Below are 17,954 nucleotides of genomic sequence, written 5' to 3' on the forward strand. Positions count from 1 at the left end.
CCGGCATCCACCGGCCGGCACGAGCCGAAGCCTGCGGTCCAGTGGCGCGGTGGACCCCGGAACAAGTCCGGGGTGACGGACGATCAAGGATTCAGCCACCGACCACCTCGGTGCAGCGGGCGCACAGCGCGCCGTCCTCGGTGACTTCGGGCAGATGGCGCCAGCAGCGGCCGCATTTCTCATAGTCGGTCTTGGCGACCTCGAAGCGGACGACGTCCTCGGCGATCGGCACGTCGCCGGCGGACACCTTCACCGGCGCGGTGATCGCGATCTCGGCGAAATCGACCGAGCGGAGCAGATCGAGATCGGCCTGGTCGTAGGCGAGCGCGGTCACGTCGACCTCGAGGCTCGATCCCACCACCTTGTCGCGGCGCAGCGGTTCGATCTGGCCGGTCAGTTCGGTGCGCAGCGTGCGCAGCCGCTCCCACGTCATGCGCAGATCGTCGTCGCGCCAGCCGGCATCGACCGCGGGCCACGTCAGCAGGTGGACCGAGCCGGTCTCGGGGAAGCGCGTGCCCCACACCTCCTCGGCGGTGAACACCAGGACCGGCGCGGCGTAGCGGACGAGCGCGTGGAACAGGATGTCGAGCACGGTGCGATAGGCGCGCCGCTTCGGATCGGTCGGCGCATCGCAATAGAGCGAGTCCTTGCGGATATCGAAGAAGAAGGCCGACAGGTCGTTGTTGCAGAAATCGGTGAGCGCACGGACGTAGCGGTTGAACTCGAACGCGTCGGTCGCCGCGCGCAGCTCGGCATCCAGCTCGGCCAGCAGGTGGAGCATGTAGCGCTCCAGCCCGGGCATCTCGGCGGGCGCCACCGTCTCGTTCTCGGCGAAGCCGTCGAGCGCGCCGAGCAGATAGCGGAAGCTGTTGCGCAGCTTGCGATAGGTATCGGAGATGCCGGTCAGGATCTCCTTGCCGATGCGATGATCCTCGGTGAAGTCGATCGACAGCGCCCACAGGCGCAGAATGTCGGCGCCATGATCCTTCATCAGCGCGATCGGATCGACCGTGTTGCCGAGCGACTTGGACATCTTCATGCCCTTCTGGTCCATGGTGAAGCCATGGGTCAGCACCGCGTTGTAGGGCGCGCGGCCGCGCGTGCCGCAGCTTTCCAGCAATGACGACTGGAACCAGCCGCGATGCTGGTCCGACCCTTCCAGATAGAGGTCGGCCGGCCAGCTGAGCTCGGGCCACTTGCCCGATTCGAGCACGAAGGCATGGGTGCAGCCGCTGTCGAACCACACGTCGAGAATGTCGGTCGCGCGCTCGTAATCGGCGAGGTCGTAGGCGTCGCCGAGCAGCGCCTGCGCGCCCTCGGCATCCCACGCATCCACCCCGCGCTCGCGCACTGCGGCGACGATGCGCGCGTTGACCGCCTCGTCGACCAGATATTGGCCGCTGCGGCGCTCGACGAACAAGGTGATCGGCACACCCCATGCGCGCTGGCGCGAGATCACCCAATCGGGCCGCCCCTCGACCATCGCGCCGATGCGGTTGCGACCCTTCTCCGGCACGAAACGCGTGTCCGCTATCGCGGCCAGCGCGGTTTGGCGCAGCGTCAGCCCTTCGCCTTCAAGCCCTCTCCCTTGAGGGAGAGGGTTGGGTGAGGGTGCTCCGCCTTCAGCGTCGGAGCGCTCGGCTTCGCCGCGCGCGCCCTCACCCCGACCCTCTCCCCCCAGGGGAGAGGGAGACAACGGACGATCCATGCCGATGAACCATTGCGGGGTCGCGCGGAAGATCACCTTCGCCTTCGACCGCCACGAATGCGGGTAGGAATGGCGGAAGTCTGCGCTTGCCGCCATCAGCGCGCCGGTTTCGGCGAGATCGGTGCAGATCGGGCCATCCGGCGCGGTGAACTTCGGGTTGATGACCGAGCCCTGGCCGCCGAGCCACGCCCAGTCGGCGCGGTAGCGTCCGTCGGCCTCGACCGCGAACACCGGCTCCAGCCCGTTGGCCTTGCACAGCAGGAAATCGTCCTCGCCATGATCGGGCGCCATGTGGACGAGGCCGGTGCCGGCGTCGGTCGTGACGAAGTCGCCGGCGAGCAGGGGCCGCGGTCGTGCGAAGAATGCGCCGAGATGGTGCATCGGGTGGCGCGCGATCGTGCCCGCCAGCTCGCGCCCCATGATCGAGCGCAATGGCGTCACCGTGCCGGGCGCGTCGCCCAGCTTGACCACCACCGGATGGCCGATGCGCGCGCCGAAGCTCTCGAGCAAATCGAGCGCGACCAGCAGGGTGCGCGGCCCTTCGTGAATGCTGTCGAAGCGGGCGAGAACATATTCGACGTCCGGTCCGTAGGCGAGCGCCTGGTTGACCGGGATCGTCCACGGCGTGGTCGTCCAGATCACCGCATGCGCGCCAACCAGATCCTCGATCGCGCTCTCGACGATCTCGAACGCGACGTCGATCTGGGTCGAGGTCACGTCCTCATATTCGACCTCGGCCTCGGCCAGCGCGGTCTTCTCGACCGGCGACCACATCACCGGCTTGGCGCCGCGATAGAGCTGGCCCGACGCGGCGAACTTCAGCAGCTCGGTGACGATCGTCGCCTCGGCGGCGAAGTCCATCGTCAGATAGGGCTTGTCCCAGTCGCCGTTGATGCCGAGCCGCTTGAGCTGCTCGCGCTGCACGTTCACCCAATTCTGGGCGTAGGCGCGGCATTCGGCGCGGAACTCGGGCAGCGGCACCTCGTCCTTGTTGCGCTTCTGCTTGCGATATTGCTCCTCGACCTTCCACTCGATCGGCAGGCCGTGGCAGTCCCAGCCCGGCACGTAGGGCGCGTCCTTGCCCAGCAGGGTCTGGGTGCGCACCACCATGTCCTTCAGGATATGGTTGAGCGCGTGGCCGATATGCATGTCGCCATTGGCGTAGGGCGGGCCGTCGTGGAGAATGAACTTGGGCGCGCCGGCACGCGTCGCGCGGGTCTGCGCATACAGATCGTCCGCCTGCCATTTGGCGAGAATAGCGGGCTCCTTCTGCGGCAGGCCGGCCTTCATCGGAAAGGCGGTCTTCGGCAGGAAGACGGTGTCGCGCCAGTCGCGCGCGGCGGAAGGATCGGGGGTGTCGGCCATGATAAGCAGCGGCCCTTAGCGGAGGTTTCGACTCAATCCAAACGGCCGAGAATCTCACGCGCCTCGTCGCAATCGCGCGCCATCTGCGCGACCAGCGCGTCGAGCGTGTCGAACTTCGCCTCGGGGCGGAGGAATGCGATCAGCGCCACCGCGATCGTGCGGCCGTAAAGGTCGCCCGAAAAGTCGAACAGATACGGCTCGAGCAGTTCGAGCGGCGGATCGAAGCTCGGTCGGATGCCGAGATTGGCGGCGCCGTCGACCATTCGCCCGTCGTCAAGCCGCACCCGCACCGCGTAGATGCCGTAGCGCGGGCGGGCATAGTCGCCGAGCGTCACATTGGCGGTGGGATAGCCGATCGTGCGGCCGAGGGCGGCACCATGCACCACGCTGCCCTCGATCGCGAAGGGGCGGGTGAGCAGGCGCGCGGCGGTGGCGCAATCGCCCGCGCGCAGCGCCGCGCGGATGCGGGTGGACGAGATGGTGCCGTCGGCATCGGCCACCGGTGCGACCGTCTCGGCGACCAGCCCATGCGGCGCGCCGAGTGCCGCCAGCACGGCGGGGCTGCCGGCGCGGTCGCGGCCGAAGGTGAAATCTTCGCCGGTCACCACGCCGGCCGCGCCGAAGCGGCCGACCAGAAGATCCTCGACGAACGCCTGCGGCGACAACACGGCCAGCGCGGCATCGAAGCGCAGTACCAGCGTGGCATCGACGCCCGCTTCGGCGAACAACGCCGCGCGCTGGTTCATCGTCGTCAGCGCGAATGGCGGCGTCTCGGGCCGGAAGAAGCGCGCCGGGTGCGGATCGAACGTCGCGACGATCGCCGGCCGCCCCTCGGCGCGTGCGCGCGCCACCGCGCGGCCGACCACCGCCTGGTGCCCGCGATGAAAGCCGTCGAAATTGCCCAGTGCGATCACCGCGCCGCGCAGCGCCGGCGGCAGCGGCATATCGCTCGCGATAAGCCTCATGGGGGCGGCCCTATAAGCGGCTGGTGCGCGAACGCCTAGCGCCGCACGAGCGAGACGAAACTGAGCGCGGGATTGCCCGCTTCGGCCGGGTGTTCGGTGCGCGCGATCTCGTGCCAGTCGGGCCCCGGCGCGGGCAGGATGGTGTCGCCTTCGACCGCGGCATGCACCTCGGTCAGCTCGATGCGGGTGAGGTGCGGCCAGAACAATGCGAGGATTTCCGCGCCACCGATCACGCTGGCCGGGCCATCGGCGAGCGCCAGCGCCTCGGCGACCGAAAGCGCGGCCTCTGCCCCCTCTGCGTGCCAGCCGGCATCGCGCGTTAGCACGATATGGCGGCGGCCGGGCAGCAGGCCGGGCAGGCTCGCGAAGGTGCGCCGGCCCATCAGCATCGGCTTGCCCTGCGTCATGCGCTTGAAGTGGCGCAGGTCGGCGGAGATGTGCCACGGCAGCCCGCCGTCGCGTCCGATCACGCCATTGTCGGCGCGCGCCACCACCGCAACGAGCTCGCATTCGGTCATCGCCGCCGCCTAGCAGGATCGTCCGCGCTCAGGAGCATTTTATTGAGGACCAAGCAGCTATACAGTCTTCGCCCGTGACCGCTCTCGATCCCGATCTGCTGCTGCGGGCCTATTCGGTCGGCGTGTTTCCGATGGCGAGCACGCGCGATGCCGCCGACGTCTTCTGGGTCGAGCCCAAGAAGCGCGGCGTGCTGCCGCTCGATCATTTCCACCTCGCCCGCTCGCTCGCCAAGACGATCCGGAGCGATCGTTTCACGGTGACGGTCGACACCTGCTTCGGCGCGGTCGTCGCGCGCTGCGCCGAGGAGACCGACGGGCGCCCCGACACCTGGATCAGCCCCGATATCGAAACGGCTTATGCCGAGCTGCATCGCCGCGGTTACGCCCATTCGGTCGAGACCTGGCATGACGGCGCGCTGGTCGGCGGGCTCTACGGCGTGCGCCTCGGCGCGGCCTTCTTCGGCGAGAGCATGTTCAGCCGGGCGCGCGATGCGTCGAAGGTCGCGCTGGCGCATCTCGTCGCGCGGCTGCGCTGCGGCGGCTTCCGCCTGCTCGACTGCCAGTTCCTGACCGAGCATCTCGCCTCGCTCGGCACGATCGAGGTTGCGCGCGACGCTTATGTCGCGCTGTTGGACAATGCGCTGGGGCTGGGATCGGGCGTGGGCGTCTCGGCCGGCGTGTCGGCCGACTTCTTCGCGATCGATCGGGGCGCGGGCGACGTCGCCGCGACCGTGTCGGGCCCGGTCTCCGGGCGGCGCATCGTGCAACTCTTGGGCCAGACATCGTAGAGCGCGCTCGGCACGACGTTGAGCGAGGGCGATTCCTTGTAGAGCCAGCCCGAGAAGATACGCTTCCACGTTCCGTCCGCGCCGTGCAGGTCGGCCTGGACGAAGGCGCCGGTCAGCTGCTCGGGCTCCCAGTCGGCGGTCGCCTCGCAGGCGCGCAGCCGCACGATCAGGTCGCCGAAGCGCGCCGCCTGGCCCGGATGGAGCGACACGTCGCGGGCGATGCCGTCGCGCTTGTTGAGCACGCCCAGCACGGCGATCCGCTCGCCCATCGGCGTGACCTGGGTGACCGGCGGCGGGGCGGGGGGCGCTTTCGGGCGCACGGGCACGGTGGCCGAGGCGGTAGCGTTGGTCAGGTCCGAATCGGGCGACAGCGCCGCCTGCGGATCGGCGACGTCCTGCTGGATGCTGGAGCGGGCGGCCAGCGCGATCGCGCCGCTCAGCACCAGCGCGGCGGCGATCCCGGCCGCGCGCCGGGACATCATGGAGTCGCGGGAGCGCCGCCCGCGGTGCCGCCGGTGCTGGCCGGCTTGTTGATGAACTGGCCGATCAGCGCCATCAGGTCCATCGCGCCCTGCGTGTCGGTGATGGTGTCGCCATTCTTGAACGGCTTGGTCGATCCGCCCGGCGTCAGCGCGATGAAGGTGCTGCCGAGCAGCCCTTCCGAGGTGATCGCCGCGGTCGAATCGGACGGCAGCTTGACCGACGGATCGAGCGCGAGGCTCACCGCCACCTGATAGCTTTGCGGGTCGAGTTTCTGCGCCGAGACGGTGCCAACCTTCAGCCCGGCGACGCGCACATCGGTGCCGACATTGACGCCGCTGGCATTGGGGAAGAGCGCGGTGACGCGGATCGCGCCCGCGCGTTCGCCGCCGCCGGTGCGATCCCATGCAAACATCACGAACCAGGCGGCGAGCAGCACGACCGCGAGGCCGATGATCGCCTCGCCGACATTCTCACGAAGCAAAGCGCGCATGGCTCAGTTCGGGCTCCACGCTTCGTAATCGCCGGTCGCGGCGGCGCGATTGCCCCCGCGCTCCATCGCGCCCGACGGGCGGAAGGCAGCGGCGGTGCCGGTCAGGTTGGGCACGGCGGGCTTGATCCAAGGGCGCGGCGGCGGCAGCTCTTCCGGCACTAGGTCGGTCGTGCCGTGCAGCCAGACGTGCCATTCGGGCGGCACCCGGCTGGCATCGTTCGCGCCGGCGTACATCACCCAGCGCCGCGGCTTGCCGTGCACGTCGGTCCCGCCCTGGAAATAGACGTTGCCGAGCGAATCGGTGCCGACCTTCGCGCCGTTGCGGCGGCTGAAGATGATGGTGCCGAGGGTGGCACCGTTCCACCAAGTGAAAATATGCTTCAGAATGGCCATGCGCGCTGCTTTGCCGTGGATCGCATCGCCTTGCAATGGACGATGCCGGGTGGAGTTCCGCCGGCGCCTACCAGCGCACGAGATCGCCCGGCTTTAGCCCGTTGCGCGCGGCGGCGCCGCCGTTCAGTTCGAGCACCGCGGCGACCGGCTCGGTCGAGTCGACCGTCGGGAAGGTGACGAGCGGGGCGACGCTGGCCGCGATCGACGAGATGCGGTGATCGGCGCGGATGAACACGATATCCAGCGGGATCAACGTGTTCTTCATCCAGAAGCTCGCCATGCGCGGCGGATCCATCGGGAAGATCATGCCCGCCATCGCCGGCATGGTCTTGCGGAACATCAGGCCGATTTCCTGCTCCTCGCCGGTCTTCGCCACCTCGACGCTGAAGCGGATCGTGCGCTTGCCGCTCACCACCGTCAGCGGTTTGGCGGCCAGATGCTGTGCCGTCTCCGGCAGATCGGCGCGCGCGGCGGCGAGGGGGAGGGCGGCGGCAAGCAGCGCCGCCAGCAGGCGGGCGCTCATTCGGCCGACTCGATCGCGACGACCAGCGGCCCCTTGCGCCCGACGGCGATCCGCGCGTTCAGCCGCTGCTCGGGCTCCAGCGCCGCGAAGCCGGCGCGTCGCACCGTCTCCATGTGGATGAAGATATCGCCGCCGCCGCTTGCACGCACCACGAAGCCATATCCCTTGAGTTGGTTGAACCATTTGACGGTGACCGGCTCGATCGGCCCCGCCTCGCCCGCCAATTCCAGCGGGTCGATCCGGTCGGCGGCGCGCTTGGCGATCAGGTCGGCATCGGGGCCGGTCGCGGTCGACAGGTCGAACGAGATGATGCGCACCGCCTGCATGCCGCGATCGCGGTCGGCGGCCTCCGCAGTCACGCGCGCGCCCTCGGGCAGGGTGCGGCGGCCATGTTCGCGCAATACGGAGAAGTGGACGAGCACATCGCCCTCGCCATCGTCGCCGACGATGAAACCGAAGCCGCGGGTCGCGTCGAACCATTTGATCGCGCCGGAAACGATGCGCGCGGCTCCGGCCTGTGCCTCATGCCCTGCGACGTCGCGGGCATGGCTTTCACGCTCATCAACCGACGCACCGGAGGCGAACATCGCCCCCTCGGGTTCACTCATTTTCACGCACGACCTCAGGAGAATCCCTCCGACGTATCAGTTTCCGTAAATTACGGAAGATGTAAACGGGCTCGAAACGGCCGAAAAGCTAGTCTGAATCGATTTCGTCGCCGGGCAGTGCATTTATCACCCGTCGTGCGACCTCTAGAGCGTGTCCTGCGCGAAGCATCGCGCCCAAAGCCCGCTCGCGCGCGGGCCGGTCGAGCGGGGCGTCGGCATAAGGCCCGACTCGCCGGCGGCGGGCGAAGGCGAGCGCGCGTGCCAGCGCTTCGTCCTGCGCCTCCACCTGTGCGGGCGCCGCATCCTCCGCTTCGACCCCGGCGGCGCGCAGCGCATCGGAAACGCGTCGCGCGCCGTAGCCGCGCCGGCCGAGCGCCGCGCCGCGTGCCCGGGCGAACGCCGCATCGTCGACATAACCGAGCGCGGCGAGCCGGGCGACGACCGCCGCGACCGGCGCCTCGCCCTCGCCGGCCCATCCCGCGACGTCGAGCTTGCGCACGAGATAAGCGGCAAGCTTGGCGCGGCTGGTGGCGTAACGGCCGACATAGCCGAGCGCCAGCGCATCGAGGCGTGCCGCATCGATCGGAGAAGGGGGCTTGCGCCCCTGCGTCTTGAAGTTAGGGAACATGCGCCACGATTGTGCCACAGTGGAGCCGAAATTTGAACGCGGCTGCGATCGTAGGTTAACGATTGGCAAGACCGCGCGCGCGGGATGAGGACGGAGCCCAACAAGACGTGACCAAGACAGGTGCGGACACCGCGCTGGCGCCCACGCCATCCGACGACAATCACGCGCGACGCTACGCTGATTTTTCGACGCTGGGCGAAGCGCTCGATCATGCGGCCATCGGCGCGCGGGGAATGAACTTCCACGATCCGCGCGGCGTGCTGGTGCGCGCCTATCCCTATTCGGAGCTGCGCACCGACGCGGTCGCGATCGCGCACCGGCTGATCGCGCGCGGCATCGCCAAGGGCGATCGGATCGCGCTGCTCGCCGAAACCGGCCCCGAGTTCGCCGCAGCCTTCTTCGGCGCGATCTACGTCGGCGCATGGCCGGTGCCGCTGCCGCTGCCGACATCGTTCGGCGGGAGGGAAGCCTATATCGACCAGCTCGCCGTCCAGCTCGCCAGCTCCGATCCGTGCCTGCTGCTTCACCCGACCGAGCTGACCGCGATGGCCGAGGCGGCCGCCGCGACGCGCGGCATCGCCGTCGCGAGCTATGCGGCGCTGGCGGAGAGCGCGGCCGAGCCGGTCGCGCTGCCCGAAGCGTCTTCCGACGATATCGCCTATCTGCAATATTCGAGCGGCTCGACCCGCTTCCCGCACGGCGTCGCGATCACCCATCGCGCGCTCTTGTCAAACCTCGCCGCCCATTCGATCGGCATGCTGGTGCGCGAGGGCGACCGCTGCGTTTCGTGGCTGCCCTGGTATCACGACATGGGGCTGGTCGGCTGTCTGCTGTCGCCGGTCGCCAACCAGGTTTCGACCGATTATCTGAAGACCGAGGATTTCGCGCGGCGTCCGCTCGCGTGGCTCGATCTGATCAGCCGCAATCCGGGCACGACGCTCTCTTATTCGCCGACCTTCGGCTACGATATCTGCGCACGCCGCATGTCGAGCCAGACCAAGGCATCGGATCGGTTCGATCTGTCGCGTTGGCGCGTCGCCGGCAACGGCGCCGACATGATCCGGCCGGACGTGATGCAGGCGTTCGTCGACGCCTTCCACGATGCGGGCTTCCGCGCCTCGGCGTTTCTGCCGTCTTATGGGCTGGCCGAGGCGACGCTCGCCGTCTCGATCATGCCGCCGGGCGAGGGCATCGTCGTCGAACTGGTCGAGGAGACCGAGCTATCGGGCGGCTCCGCCCCCGGCGAGCGGCCGCAGCGTTATCGCGCGGTCGTCAATTGCGGCAAGCCGGCGCGCGACATGGAGGTCGCGATCCGCGACGAGGATGGCCACCCGCTGCCCGAACGCGCCGTCGGCAAGGTGTGGTGCCGCGGCCCGTCGGTGATGGTCGGCTATTTCCGCGATCAGGAGGCGACCGACGCCTGCCTTATCGACGGCTGGCTGGATACCGGTGACATGGGCTACCTCAGCAACGGCTACATCTACATTGTCGGCCGCGCCAAGGACATGATCATCATCAACGGCAAGAATCACTGGCCGCAGGATATCGAGTGGGCGGTGGAGCAATTGCCGGGCTTCAAGGCGGGCGACATCGCCGCCTTCGCGATCACCACGCCGGGCGGCGAGGAAACGCCGGCGGTGCTGGTGCAGTGCCGCACCTCCGACCCGGCCGAACGCACGCGGCTACGCGACGAGATTCGTGAGCGGGTGCGCGTCATTACCGGCATGAACTGCGTGGTCGAACTGGTGCCGCCGAAGACTTTGCCGCGCACCAGCTCGGGCAAGCTCAGCCGCTCGAAGGCGCGCAACCTGTATCTGTCGGGCGAGATCGAACTGTACGATCTGGCGGCGTAGGAAACACTCGCTCGGTGCTCCGGCGCAGGCCGGAGTCCAGGGCTGCAAGCGTCGCCGTCTGAAGCCCTGGGCTCCGGCCTGCGCCGGAGAACAGCGGCGTCTCGCGCGTCAGGCCGCCGTATCGGGCGACATCGCGCCCTTGGCCAGATCGGGGTCGCCCGTCAGCGCGTGCAGGCCCTTGCGGATGCCGTACTGGACGCCCCAGCCGATAGCGTAGGTGACGAGCAACGGCGCGACCAGCTTCAGCCCGCCCTCGACCAGATAGCCGCCGAGCGCGCCCTTGATGCCGCTGTCGCCATCCTCACGGTCGATCGCCGCACCCACCAGCATACCGAGCATGTTGTTCGCCACTATCGCCTCCCTTTGGTCGGCCGGGGAGCGCGCGGACGCGGCGAAGGTTCCCCGATCAGGAGGAGCGCGCGGCCTCGCGTGCGGCGCGGCGTTGCTCCTTGGCGCGCTTCTTCTCGTCCTTGCGCATCTGGCGGCCGCGATTGCGGTCGGCCTCGGCCTGGCTGGTGGTGAGCCGGTCGTAGGTCCACCCGGTCGCGCGCACCGGCGCGGTCGCGACATGCGCGGCGGTGCTCACCACGCAGCCGGGCAGGAGCAACAGCAGGAGCAATGGCGCGAGGCGGATCATGCCGCCCCGGCTAACCCCGCTTTGCGGCGACGGCGCGGCGGCCGCGCTCGGCTCGCCGCATCCGGGTGGGCTTACTGGCGCGCGCGGAAGGTCACGCCGATCAGGCGCGGCTCGCTCGGCGTCGCCAGGATCAGCCCCGAATTGCCCGCCTGGATCGTGACGTTCTGGATATAGTTCTTGTCGAACAGGTTGCGCGCGAACACCGCCACCTCCCAGCCCGCCTTGACCCGGAAGGCGAGGCTGCCGTTGACGATCGTGTAGCCGGGGATGCGGGTATAGGCCGATCCGGTCGGGTCGCCGAGCTGGTTGCTGCGCGTGCTGGAATCGGCGTGGAGGATCAGGCCGTGCCGGTCGTCCAGCGGCAGCTCGTAATCCGCGCCGAGCGTCATCGCATATTTGGACAGGCTGGAGAGGCGCTGGCCGCTCAGGTCGCACACCGCGGTGGCGCTGCCGATCCGCTCGATCGGGCAGGGGCCGTTGGCATAACTGTTATATTTGCCGTCGGTATAGGCGCCGCTCGCGCGCAGCGTCAGCCGGCGCGTGACGAGCGCGGTCAGGTCGACCTCGGCACCGCGCACCGTCACCTTCGGGATATTGGCGAGATAGGTGCGCAACGCGGCGGCGGCATTGGTGTCGGTGACGTTGGTCTGGAAATCGGTGACCTTGTTGTAATAGCCGTCGATGTTGGCGATCAGATGATTGTCGAACAATCGCGTCTTCAGCCCGATCTCGTAGCTGGTGTTCTTCTCCGGCCGCACGACGGCGGTGTTGAGCGCGGGGTTGCTGTTATTGTCGAGCGCGAGGCCCGACATGTTGATGCCGCCCGATTTCTCGCCGCGCGCGAAGCTCACATAGCCGAGGATGTTGGTGGTCAGCTGATAGGCGGCGTTAGCGCGCCCGGTGACCGCGCCATCGTGGACGCTCGCCGAATAGGCCTGCGGCCGCAGGATCGACAGCTTGGCATTGGCCTGCGCCGTGGTGGTCGGCGTCGTCCCTCCGAAGACGTAGGTCGAATAATCGCCGGCCTTGTCCTCGTAGGTGTAGCGCAGGCCGCCGGTCAGCGTCAGCCGGTTGACCGGCCGCCAGTTGACCTCGCCGAACGCGGCATAGCTGTTCGAGCGGAAATCGGTCGTGCCGTTCGTGCCATAGCCGTCGAGCAGGTTGGCGGGATAGGTGCTGGCCGGCCCGAGCAGCCAGTAGGTCGCCTGCGATCCGTAGATCGAGATCGGGTGGCCGACCAGCTTCTGCCGCAGGAAATACAGGCCGCCGACATAGGACAGGCGGTGATCGCCGTTCGAGGCGAAGCGCAGCTCCTGGCTATATTGATCCTGCCGCGAGGGGATGTGCTGCGACGTCTGGATCTGGATTCCGGTATAATCGCGGTCGTTCGCCGCATCCCAGTTCCAGAAGCGCCACGCGCTGACCGAGGTGAGCGTGACCGGCCCGACGTCCCAGTCGGCGATGGCGGAAACCCCGCCCTCGTTGGTGTTCACGCCAAGCGCCGCGTCGATGTCGGTCACGCGGTCATACGGGTTGGTGCTGGGGAAGACGTAGGCGCCGCCCGGCACGTTCGCCGCCAACGCGGCATATTGGCGCGCGGCCGCCTTCAGCGTCGGCGCGACCTTGTAGAAGACCTGCGTGCAGCATTCGGATTCGAAATTGGTGAAATCGGCGATCAGCCGCACCTTGAAAACGTCGTCGGGCTTGAACAACAATTGCGCGCGCACTGCTTGATTGCCGATCCCGTTCTGGTCCGCGCCGGTGCGGATGTTGTGGATGAAGCCGTCGGAGCGGGTCGACAGGCCGGAGATGCGCGCCGCGAGCGTGTCGCTGATCGGGAAGGATGCCGCCGCCTTGGCCTGCACGAAATTGCGGCTGCCGACCGACACCTCCTCATAGGCCTCGGGCGTGAAGGTGGGCGCGCGCGTGGTGACGTTGATCGCGCCGGCGGTGCTGTTCTTGCCGAACAGCGTGCCCTGCGGCCCGCGCAACACCTCGACCTGGTCGATGTCGGACAAATCGAACGCCGCCGTCGCCGGGCGGCCGTGATAGACCTGGTCGACATAATAGCCGACGCCCGGCTCCAGCCCGTCGTTCGACTGGCTGACCGCTACGACGCTGCTGCCCAGCCCGCGGATGGTGAAGGCGGTGTTGCGCGGGTTGGCCGAGCTGTAGCTGAGGCTGGGGACGAGCTGCTGCAATTGCTGGGTGTTGACCGTGTAGGATCGGTCGAGCAGCGCGCCGCCCACCACCGACAGCGATCCCGGTACGCTCTGCGCATCCTCGTTGCGGCGGCGCGCGGTGACGATGACGTCGGGCAGGCCCTGCGGATCGCTCGACGGAGCCGCCTGCGCGGTATTGCTGGCCGGTGCGGGCACCGCATCGGCTTGTGCCAGGGCCGGCATCGCCGCGCAGCAGGCACAGATCGTCGCCAGCAGAAGGCGGCGCATCGTCATCGTCATTATCCCCCCGTGCGCGCGGCTCGCGGTGCCTCAGGCACGCGGCGGTTCGCGCTAAGTTGCCCTGCCATATCAGAACTTGCGCCGCCGGGTCCATAAAACGACCGCTTCGGACGGGAACGCCACATACGAAAAACGCCGCCACCCGGTAGGGTGGCGGCGTCGTTTCGAGGATCGTCGCGGGGGACGATCAGCTGTTCAGATAGTCGCCCGCATCGGCATCGGTGCCGTGGCCGGTCGCCACGACCTCGGCCAGCGGATCGCTGCCGGTGCCGGTCGAGTCACGCGGGGTGCGCGCGAGCTCGGCGGCATGCTCCTCGGCCGCACTCTCCGGCGCCACCAGCGAGGCGGCGAGGCCGCGGTGCGAGGCGCGCAGCGCCGCGTCGCGCGACGTCGCGGTGACGCGCAGCCGGTTCATGCCCGCGCCGGTGCCGGCGGGGATGAGACGGCCGACGATCACATTCTCCTTGAGGCCGTTCAGCGTGTCGATCTTGCCCTGCACCGAAGCCTCGGTGAGGACGCGGGTCGTCTCCTGGAACGACGCCGCCGAGATGAACGAGCGCGTCTGCAGCGAGGCCTTGGTGATGCCCAGCAGGATCGGCTTGCCTTCCGCCGGAGCGCCGCCGGTCAGCGCCGCCTTGGCGTTGACCTCGTCCATCTCCTCGCGATCCACCTGCTCGCCAGGGAGCAGGGTGGTGTCGCCGGCCGCGGTGATCTCGACCTTCTGCAGCATCTGACGGACGATCGTCTCGATGTGCTTGTCGTTGATCTTCACGCCCTGCAGACGATAGACCTCCTGGATTTCCGACACGAGATATTCCGCGAGCGGCTCGATGCCGAGCACCTCGAGAATGTCGTGCGGATCGGGCGAGCCGCCGATCAGATTGTCGCCGCGCTTGACGTAATCGCCTTCCTGCGCGTCGATCGTCTTCGACTTCGGCACCAGATACTCGACCGGCTCCGAGCCATCGTCCGGACGGATGATGACCTTGCGCTTGGCCTTGTAGTCCTTGCCGAACTCGACCCGACCGGAGACCTTGGCGATGATCGCATTCTCCTTGGGCTTGCGCGCCTCGAAGAGCTCGGCGACGCGCGGCAGACCGCCGGTGATGTCGCGGGTACGCGCCGCTTCGCGCGGAACGCGTGCCAGCACTTCGCCGGCCTCGACCATCTGCCCGTCCTCGACCGCGATGACCGCGCCCGGTGCCAGGCGGCTGATGCCGGCCTCGCCCGACTGCTCGTCCAGCAGCGTGATGCGCGGGCGCAGGTCGTCCTTCTTGGAACGGCCCTGATCCTCGAGCACGACGCGCTGGGTGAGACCGGTCGTCTCGTCCGATTCCTCGCGCACGGTGCGGTTCTCGATCAGATCCTGGAAGCGGACCATGCCCTTCTTGTCGGTGATGACCGGCATGTAGGCCGGATCCCACTGGGCGATACGATCGCCCTTGGTGACGATATGGCCGTCCTCGTACAGGATCTGCGCGCCGTAGGGCAGGCGATGGGTCGAACGCTCGCGCCCGTCCATGTCGACGATCGCGATCTCGCCCGAACGCGACAGCGTGACACGCTGCCCGCGCGGGTTGAGGATGGTCGGAACGTCACGATACTGGATCGTGCCGTCGGCCACCGCCTCAAGGTTCGACTGCTCGTTGAGCTGCGCCGCGCCGCCGATGTGGAAGGTCCGCATCGTCAGCTGCGTGCCCGGCTCGCCGATCGACTGCGCGGCGATGACGCCCACCGCCTCGCCGATGTTGACCGGCGTGCCGCGGGCGAGATCGCGTCCGTAGCAGGCCGCGCAGACGCCGCCCTTCGATTCGCAGACCAGCGGGCTGCGGATCTTCACGGCCTGCGGAGCCACCGCCTCGATCTTGGCGACGAGCGCCTCGTCGAGCAAAGTGCCCTCAGGCGCGACGACGTCACCCGTCTTGGAGTCGACGATGTCCTCCGCCGTGGTGCGGCCGAGGATGCGCTCGCCGAGCGAGGCGATGGTCGCACCGCCCTGCACGATCGCACGCATCTCCAGCGCCCGCTCGGTGCCGCAGTCGAGCTCGACGACGACGCAATCCTGCGACACGTCGACCAGACGGCGGGTGAGGTAACCGGAGTTGGCGGTCTTCAACGCCGTATCCGCGAGACCCTTGCGGGCGCCGTGGGTGGAGTTGAAATATTCGAGGACGGTCAGGCCTTCCTTGAAGTTCGAGATGATCGGCGTCTCGATGATCTCGCCCGACGGCTTGGCCATCAGGCCGCGCATGCCGGCAAGCTGCTTGATCTGCGCCTGCGAACCACGCGCGCCCGAATGCGCCATCATGTAGATGGCGTTGATCGGCGCCTCACGACCGTCGTCGGTCTTCTTGACCGCCTGGATCTCCTTCATCATCTCGGCCGCCACGCGGTCGCCGCAGCGCGACCAGGCGTCGATCACCTTGTTGTACTTTTCCTGCTGGGTGATCAGGCCGTCCTGATATTGCTGCTCGTAATCCTTCACGAGCGAGCGCGTCTCGTCGACCAGCGGCTCCTTCGCCGCCGGGATCACCATGTCGTCCTTGCCGAACGAGATGCCCGCCTTGAACGCGTGGCGGAAGCCGAGGCTCATGATGCCGTCGGCGAACAGCACCGTCTCCTTCTGGCCGGTGTGGCGATAGACGATGTCGATGACGTCGCCGATCTCCTTCTTGGTCAGCAGGCGGTTGACCGTCTCGAACGGCACCTTGTGGCTCTTCGGCAGCGTCTCGGCGATCAGCATGCGGCCCGGCGTGGTCTCGACCCGCTTGAGGTAGGTCTGGCCATTCTCGTCGGTCTGCGGGACGCGGGTGGTGATCCGGGTATGGAGCGTCACCGCGCCGGCGTTGAGCGCCTGATGCACCTCGGGCATGTCGCCGATCGCCATTCCCTCGCCGGGCTCATTCTCCTTGAGCATCGACAGGTAATAGAGGCCAAGCACCATGTCCTGCGACGGCACGATGATCGGCTTGCCGTTGGCGGGCGAGAGGATGTTGTTGGTCGACATCATCAGCACGCGCGCTTCCAGCTGCGCCTCTAGGCTCAGCGGAACGTGGACGGCCATCTGGTCGCCGTCGAAGTCGGCGTTGAACGCAGAGCAGACCAGCGGGTGGAGCTGGATCGCCTTGCCCTCGATCAGCACGGGCTCGAACGCCTGGATGCCGAGACGGTGGAGCGTCGGCGCGCGATTGAGCAGCACCGGATGCTCGCGGATCACCTCGTCGAGGATGTCCCAGACTTCCTTGCGCTCCTTCTCGACCCACTTCTTCGCCTGCTTCAGCGTCATGCTGAGGCCCTTGGCGTCGAGGCGCGCGTAGATGAACGGCTTGAACAGCTCGAGCGCCATCTTCTTCGGCAGGCCGCACTGGTGCAGCTTGAGCTCGGGACCGGTCACGATCACCGAACGGCCCGAATAGTCGACGCGCTTGCCGAGCAGATTCTGGCGGAAGCGGCCCTGCTTGCCCTTCAGCATGTCGGACAGCGACTTCAGCGGACGCTTGTTGGCGCCCGTGATCGTGCGGCCGCGACGACCATTGTCGAACAAGGCGTCGACCGACTCCTGCAGCATGCGCTTCTCGTTGCGGACGATGATGTCCGGCGCGCGCAGCTCCATCAGCCGCTTGAGGCGGTTGTTGCGGTTGATGACGCGACGATACAAATCGTTGAGATCGGAGGTCGCGAAGCGGCCGCCATCCAGCGGCACCAGCGGGCGCAGCTCGGGCGGGATGACCGGCACGACGTCGAGGATCATCCACTCCGGGCGGTTGCCCGAATCGATGAAGCTCTCGACGACCTTCAGCCGCTTGATGATCTTCTTGGGCTTCAGCTCGGACTTCGTCTCGGCCAGCTCCTTGAGCAGCGCGTCACGCTCGCCCTCGAGGTCGAGATCGATGAGCATCTGCTTGACCGCTTCGGCGCCGATCCCGGCGGAGAAGGCGTCCTCGCCATATTCGTCCTGCGCGGTGAGCAGCTCGTCCTCGGTGAGGAGCTGATACTTTTCGAGCGGGGTCAGGCCCGGCTCGATCACCACATAGGCCTCGAAATACAGCACGCGCTCGAGCTGCTTGAGCTGCATGTCGAGCAGCAGGCCTATGCGCGACGGCAGCGACTTCAGGAACCAGATGTGCGCGACCGGGGCGGCGAGCTCGATATGGCCCATCCGCTCGCGGCGGACCTTCGAGACGGTGACCTCGACGCCGCACTTCTCGCAGACGATGCCCTTGTACTTCATGCGCTTGTACTTGCCGCACAGGCACTCGTAATCCTTGATCGGACCGAAGATGCGCGCGCAGAACAGGCCGTCACGCTCGGGCTTGAACGTGCGATAGTTGATCGTCTCGGGCTTCTTGATCTCGCCGAAGCTCCACGAGCGGATGCGGTCGGGCGAGGCGATGCCGATCTTGATCTGGTCGAAGGTCTCGGCCTTCGCGACCGGATTGGCGAAATTGGTCAGTTCGTTCATTTTCAAGTCCTCACTGGGAGGGAAAACATCGCGCGGCGATCAGGAGCGCCGCCCGCATCGGGCGACGCTCC

General features: G+C 67.7%; 14 protein-coding genes and 1 pseudogene. 2 read left to right on the plus strand and 13 right to left on the minus strand.

Annotation, left to right across the window (positions count from 1 at the left end; translation table 11 throughout):
* Window positions 1-91: 91 nt before the first annotated feature.
* The 3 genes from ileS to K8P63_RS01355 are packed head-to-tail and all read right to left on the minus strand — an operon-like array spanning window position 92 to window position 4,556.
* A complete protein-coding gene (gene ileS / locus K8P63_RS01345; protein WP_223798097.1) occupies window positions 92-3,073 on the minus strand; it encodes an isoleucine--tRNA ligase in 2,982 nt (993 codons plus the stop codon).
* A 32-nt stretch (window positions 3,074-3,105) separates the two neighbouring features.
* Window positions 3,106-4,038: a bifunctional riboflavin kinase/FAD synthetase gene (locus K8P63_RS01350; protein WP_223798098.1), complete on the minus strand. Its 933-nt coding sequence runs from the start codon at window positions 4,036-4,038 to the stop codon at window positions 3,106-3,108.
* Window positions 4,039-4,073: 35 nt separating this feature from the next.
* Window positions 4,074-4,556, minus strand: a complete 483-nt coding sequence (locus tag K8P63_RS01355; protein ID WP_223798099.1) for a dihydrofolate reductase — start codon at window positions 4,554-4,556, stop codon at window positions 4,074-4,076.
* A gap of 74 nt (window positions 4,557-4,630) precedes the next feature.
* On the opposite strand from K8P63_RS01355, the gene aat reads away from it, so the two are divergent.
* The gene (aat, locus tag K8P63_RS01360) at window positions 4,631-5,344 is read left to right on the plus strand and encodes a leucyl/phenylalanyl-tRNA--protein transferase (protein WP_223798100.1); all 714 of its coding nucleotides are present in this window, start codon (window positions 4,631-4,633) and stop codon (window positions 5,342-5,344) included.
* A 35-nt stretch (window positions 5,345-5,379) separates the two neighbouring features.
* On the opposite strand, the pseudogene K8P63_RS01365 reads toward aat, so the two are convergent.
* The 6 genes and pseudogenes from K8P63_RS01365 to K8P63_RS01390 all read right to left on the minus strand — a co-directional run.
* Window positions 5,380-5,826 (minus strand): annotated as a pseudogene (locus tag K8P63_RS01365) (DUF2155 domain-containing protein); the annotation flags it as partial.
* Window positions 5,823-6,317, minus strand: coding sequence for an outer membrane lipid asymmetry maintenance protein MlaD (mlaD, locus tag K8P63_RS01370; RefSeq protein WP_223798101.1), 495 nt, complete (start codon window positions 6,315-6,317; stop codon window positions 5,823-5,825). The pseudogene K8P63_RS01365 and the gene mlaD, both read right to left, overlap by 4 nt.
* A gap of 3 nt (window positions 6,318-6,320) precedes the next feature.
* Complete coding sequence (locus tag K8P63_RS01375; RefSeq protein ID WP_223798102.1) at window positions 6,321-6,710, minus strand: NADH:ubiquinone oxidoreductase subunit NDUFA12; 390 nt, start codon at window positions 6,708-6,710, stop codon at window positions 6,321-6,323.
* Window positions 6,711-6,777: 67 nt separating this feature from the next.
* Window positions 6,778-7,233 carry a DUF192 domain-containing protein gene (locus tag K8P63_RS01380; RefSeq protein WP_223798103.1) on the minus strand — a complete coding sequence of 152 codons (456 nt, stop codon included), beginning with the start codon at window positions 7,231-7,233 and terminating at the stop codon, window positions 6,778-6,780.
* A complete protein-coding gene (locus K8P63_RS01385; protein ID WP_317629377.1) occupies window positions 7,230-7,841 on the minus strand; it encodes a cold-shock protein in 612 nt (203 codons plus the stop codon). The genes K8P63_RS01380 and K8P63_RS01385 overlap by 4 nt, the downstream gene beginning before the upstream one ends.
* 88 nt (window positions 7,842-7,929) lie before the next feature.
* Window positions 7,930-8,469, minus strand: a complete 540-nt coding sequence (locus K8P63_RS01390) for a RecX family transcriptional regulator (RefSeq protein WP_223798105.1) — start codon at window positions 8,467-8,469, stop codon at window positions 7,930-7,932.
* A gap of 107 nt (window positions 8,470-8,576) precedes the next feature.
* On the opposite strand from K8P63_RS01390, the gene K8P63_RS01395 reads away from it, so the two are divergent.
* Window positions 8,577-10,322 (plus strand): fatty acyl-AMP ligase, encoded by a 1,746-nt coding sequence (locus K8P63_RS01395; RefSeq protein ID WP_223798106.1) that lies wholly within the window; start codon window positions 8,577-8,579, stop codon window positions 10,320-10,322.
* Between the two features lie 108 nt (window positions 10,323-10,430).
* Here K8P63_RS01395 and K8P63_RS01400 read toward each other — a convergent pair whose 3' ends face one another.
* The 4 genes from K8P63_RS01400 to rpoC all read right to left on the minus strand — a co-directional run bounded on the left by K8P63_RS01400 (window position 10,431) and on the right by rpoC (window position 17,883).
* Window positions 10,431-10,673 (minus strand): hypothetical protein, encoded by a 243-nt coding sequence (locus K8P63_RS01400; protein WP_223798107.1) that lies wholly within the window; start codon window positions 10,671-10,673, stop codon window positions 10,431-10,433.
* Window positions 10,674-10,728: 55 nt separating this feature from the next.
* Window positions 10,729-10,959 carry a hypothetical protein gene (locus tag K8P63_RS01405; protein WP_223798108.1) on the minus strand — a complete coding sequence of 77 codons (231 nt, stop codon included), beginning with the start codon at window positions 10,957-10,959 and terminating at the stop codon, window positions 10,729-10,731.
* A gap of 71 nt (window positions 10,960-11,030) precedes the next feature.
* Window positions 11,031-13,415: a TonB-dependent receptor gene (locus K8P63_RS01410; protein WP_449618973.1), complete on the minus strand. Its 2,385-nt coding sequence runs from the start codon at window positions 13,413-13,415 to the stop codon at window positions 11,031-11,033.
* A gap of 193 nt (window positions 13,416-13,608) precedes the next feature.
* Window positions 13,609-17,883: a DNA-directed RNA polymerase subunit beta' gene (gene rpoC, locus K8P63_RS01415; protein WP_223798110.1), complete on the minus strand. Its 4,275-nt coding sequence runs from the start codon at window positions 17,881-17,883 to the stop codon at window positions 13,609-13,611.
* Between the last annotated feature and the right edge of the window lie 71 nt (window positions 17,884-17,954).

This window comes from Sphingomonas nostoxanthinifaciens (assembly GCF_019930585.1).
Lineage (GTDB): Bacteria > Pseudomonadota > Alphaproteobacteria > Sphingomonadales > Sphingomonadaceae > Sphingomonas_I > Sphingomonas_I nostoxanthinifaciens.

What these genes read in the sequence shown, in the direction of transcription:
- K8P63_RS01410 (WP_449618973.1), bottom strand. Translation starts at nt 13,415, where the DNA reads ATGACGATGCGCCGCCTTCTGCTGGCGACGATCTGTGCCTGCTGCGCG.
- K8P63_RS01355 (WP_223798099.1), bottom strand. Translation starts at nt 4,556, where the DNA reads ATGACCGAATGCGAGCTCGTTGCGGTGGTGGCGCGCGCCGACAATGGC.
- K8P63_RS01385 (WP_317629377.1), bottom strand. Translation starts at nt 7,841, where the DNA reads ATGAGTGAACCCGAGGGGGCGATGTTCGCCTCCGGTGCGTCGGTTGAT.
- K8P63_RS01390 (WP_223798105.1), bottom strand. Translation starts at nt 8,469, where the DNA reads ATGTTCCCTAACTTCAAGACGCAGGGGCGCAAGCCCCCTTCTCCGATC.
- K8P63_RS01350 (WP_223798098.1), bottom strand. Translation starts at nt 4,038, where the DNA reads ATGAGGCTTATCGCGAGCGATATGCCGCTGCCGCCGGCGCTGCGCGGC.
- K8P63_RS01375 (WP_223798102.1), bottom strand. Translation starts at nt 6,710, where the DNA reads ATGGCCATTCTGAAGCATATTTTCACTTGGTGGAACGGTGCCACCCTC.
- rpoC (WP_223798110.1), bottom strand. Translation starts at nt 17,883, where the DNA reads ATGAACGAACTGACCAATTTCGCCAATCCGGTCGCGAAGGCCGAGACC.
- K8P63_RS01405 (WP_223798108.1), bottom strand. Translation starts at nt 10,959, where the DNA reads ATGATCCGCCTCGCGCCATTGCTCCTGCTGTTGCTCCTGCCCGGCTGC.
- K8P63_RS01380 (WP_223798103.1), bottom strand. Translation starts at nt 7,233, where the DNA reads ATGAGCGCCCGCCTGCTGGCGGCGCTGCTTGCCGCCGCCCTCCCCCTC.
- ileS (WP_223798097.1), bottom strand. Translation starts at nt 3,073, where the DNA reads ATGGCCGACACCCCCGATCCTTCCGCCGCGCGCGACTGGCGCGACACC.
- mlaD (WP_223798101.1), bottom strand. Translation starts at nt 6,317, where the DNA reads ATGCGCGCTTTGCTTCGTGAGAATGTCGGCGAGGCGATCATCGGCCTC.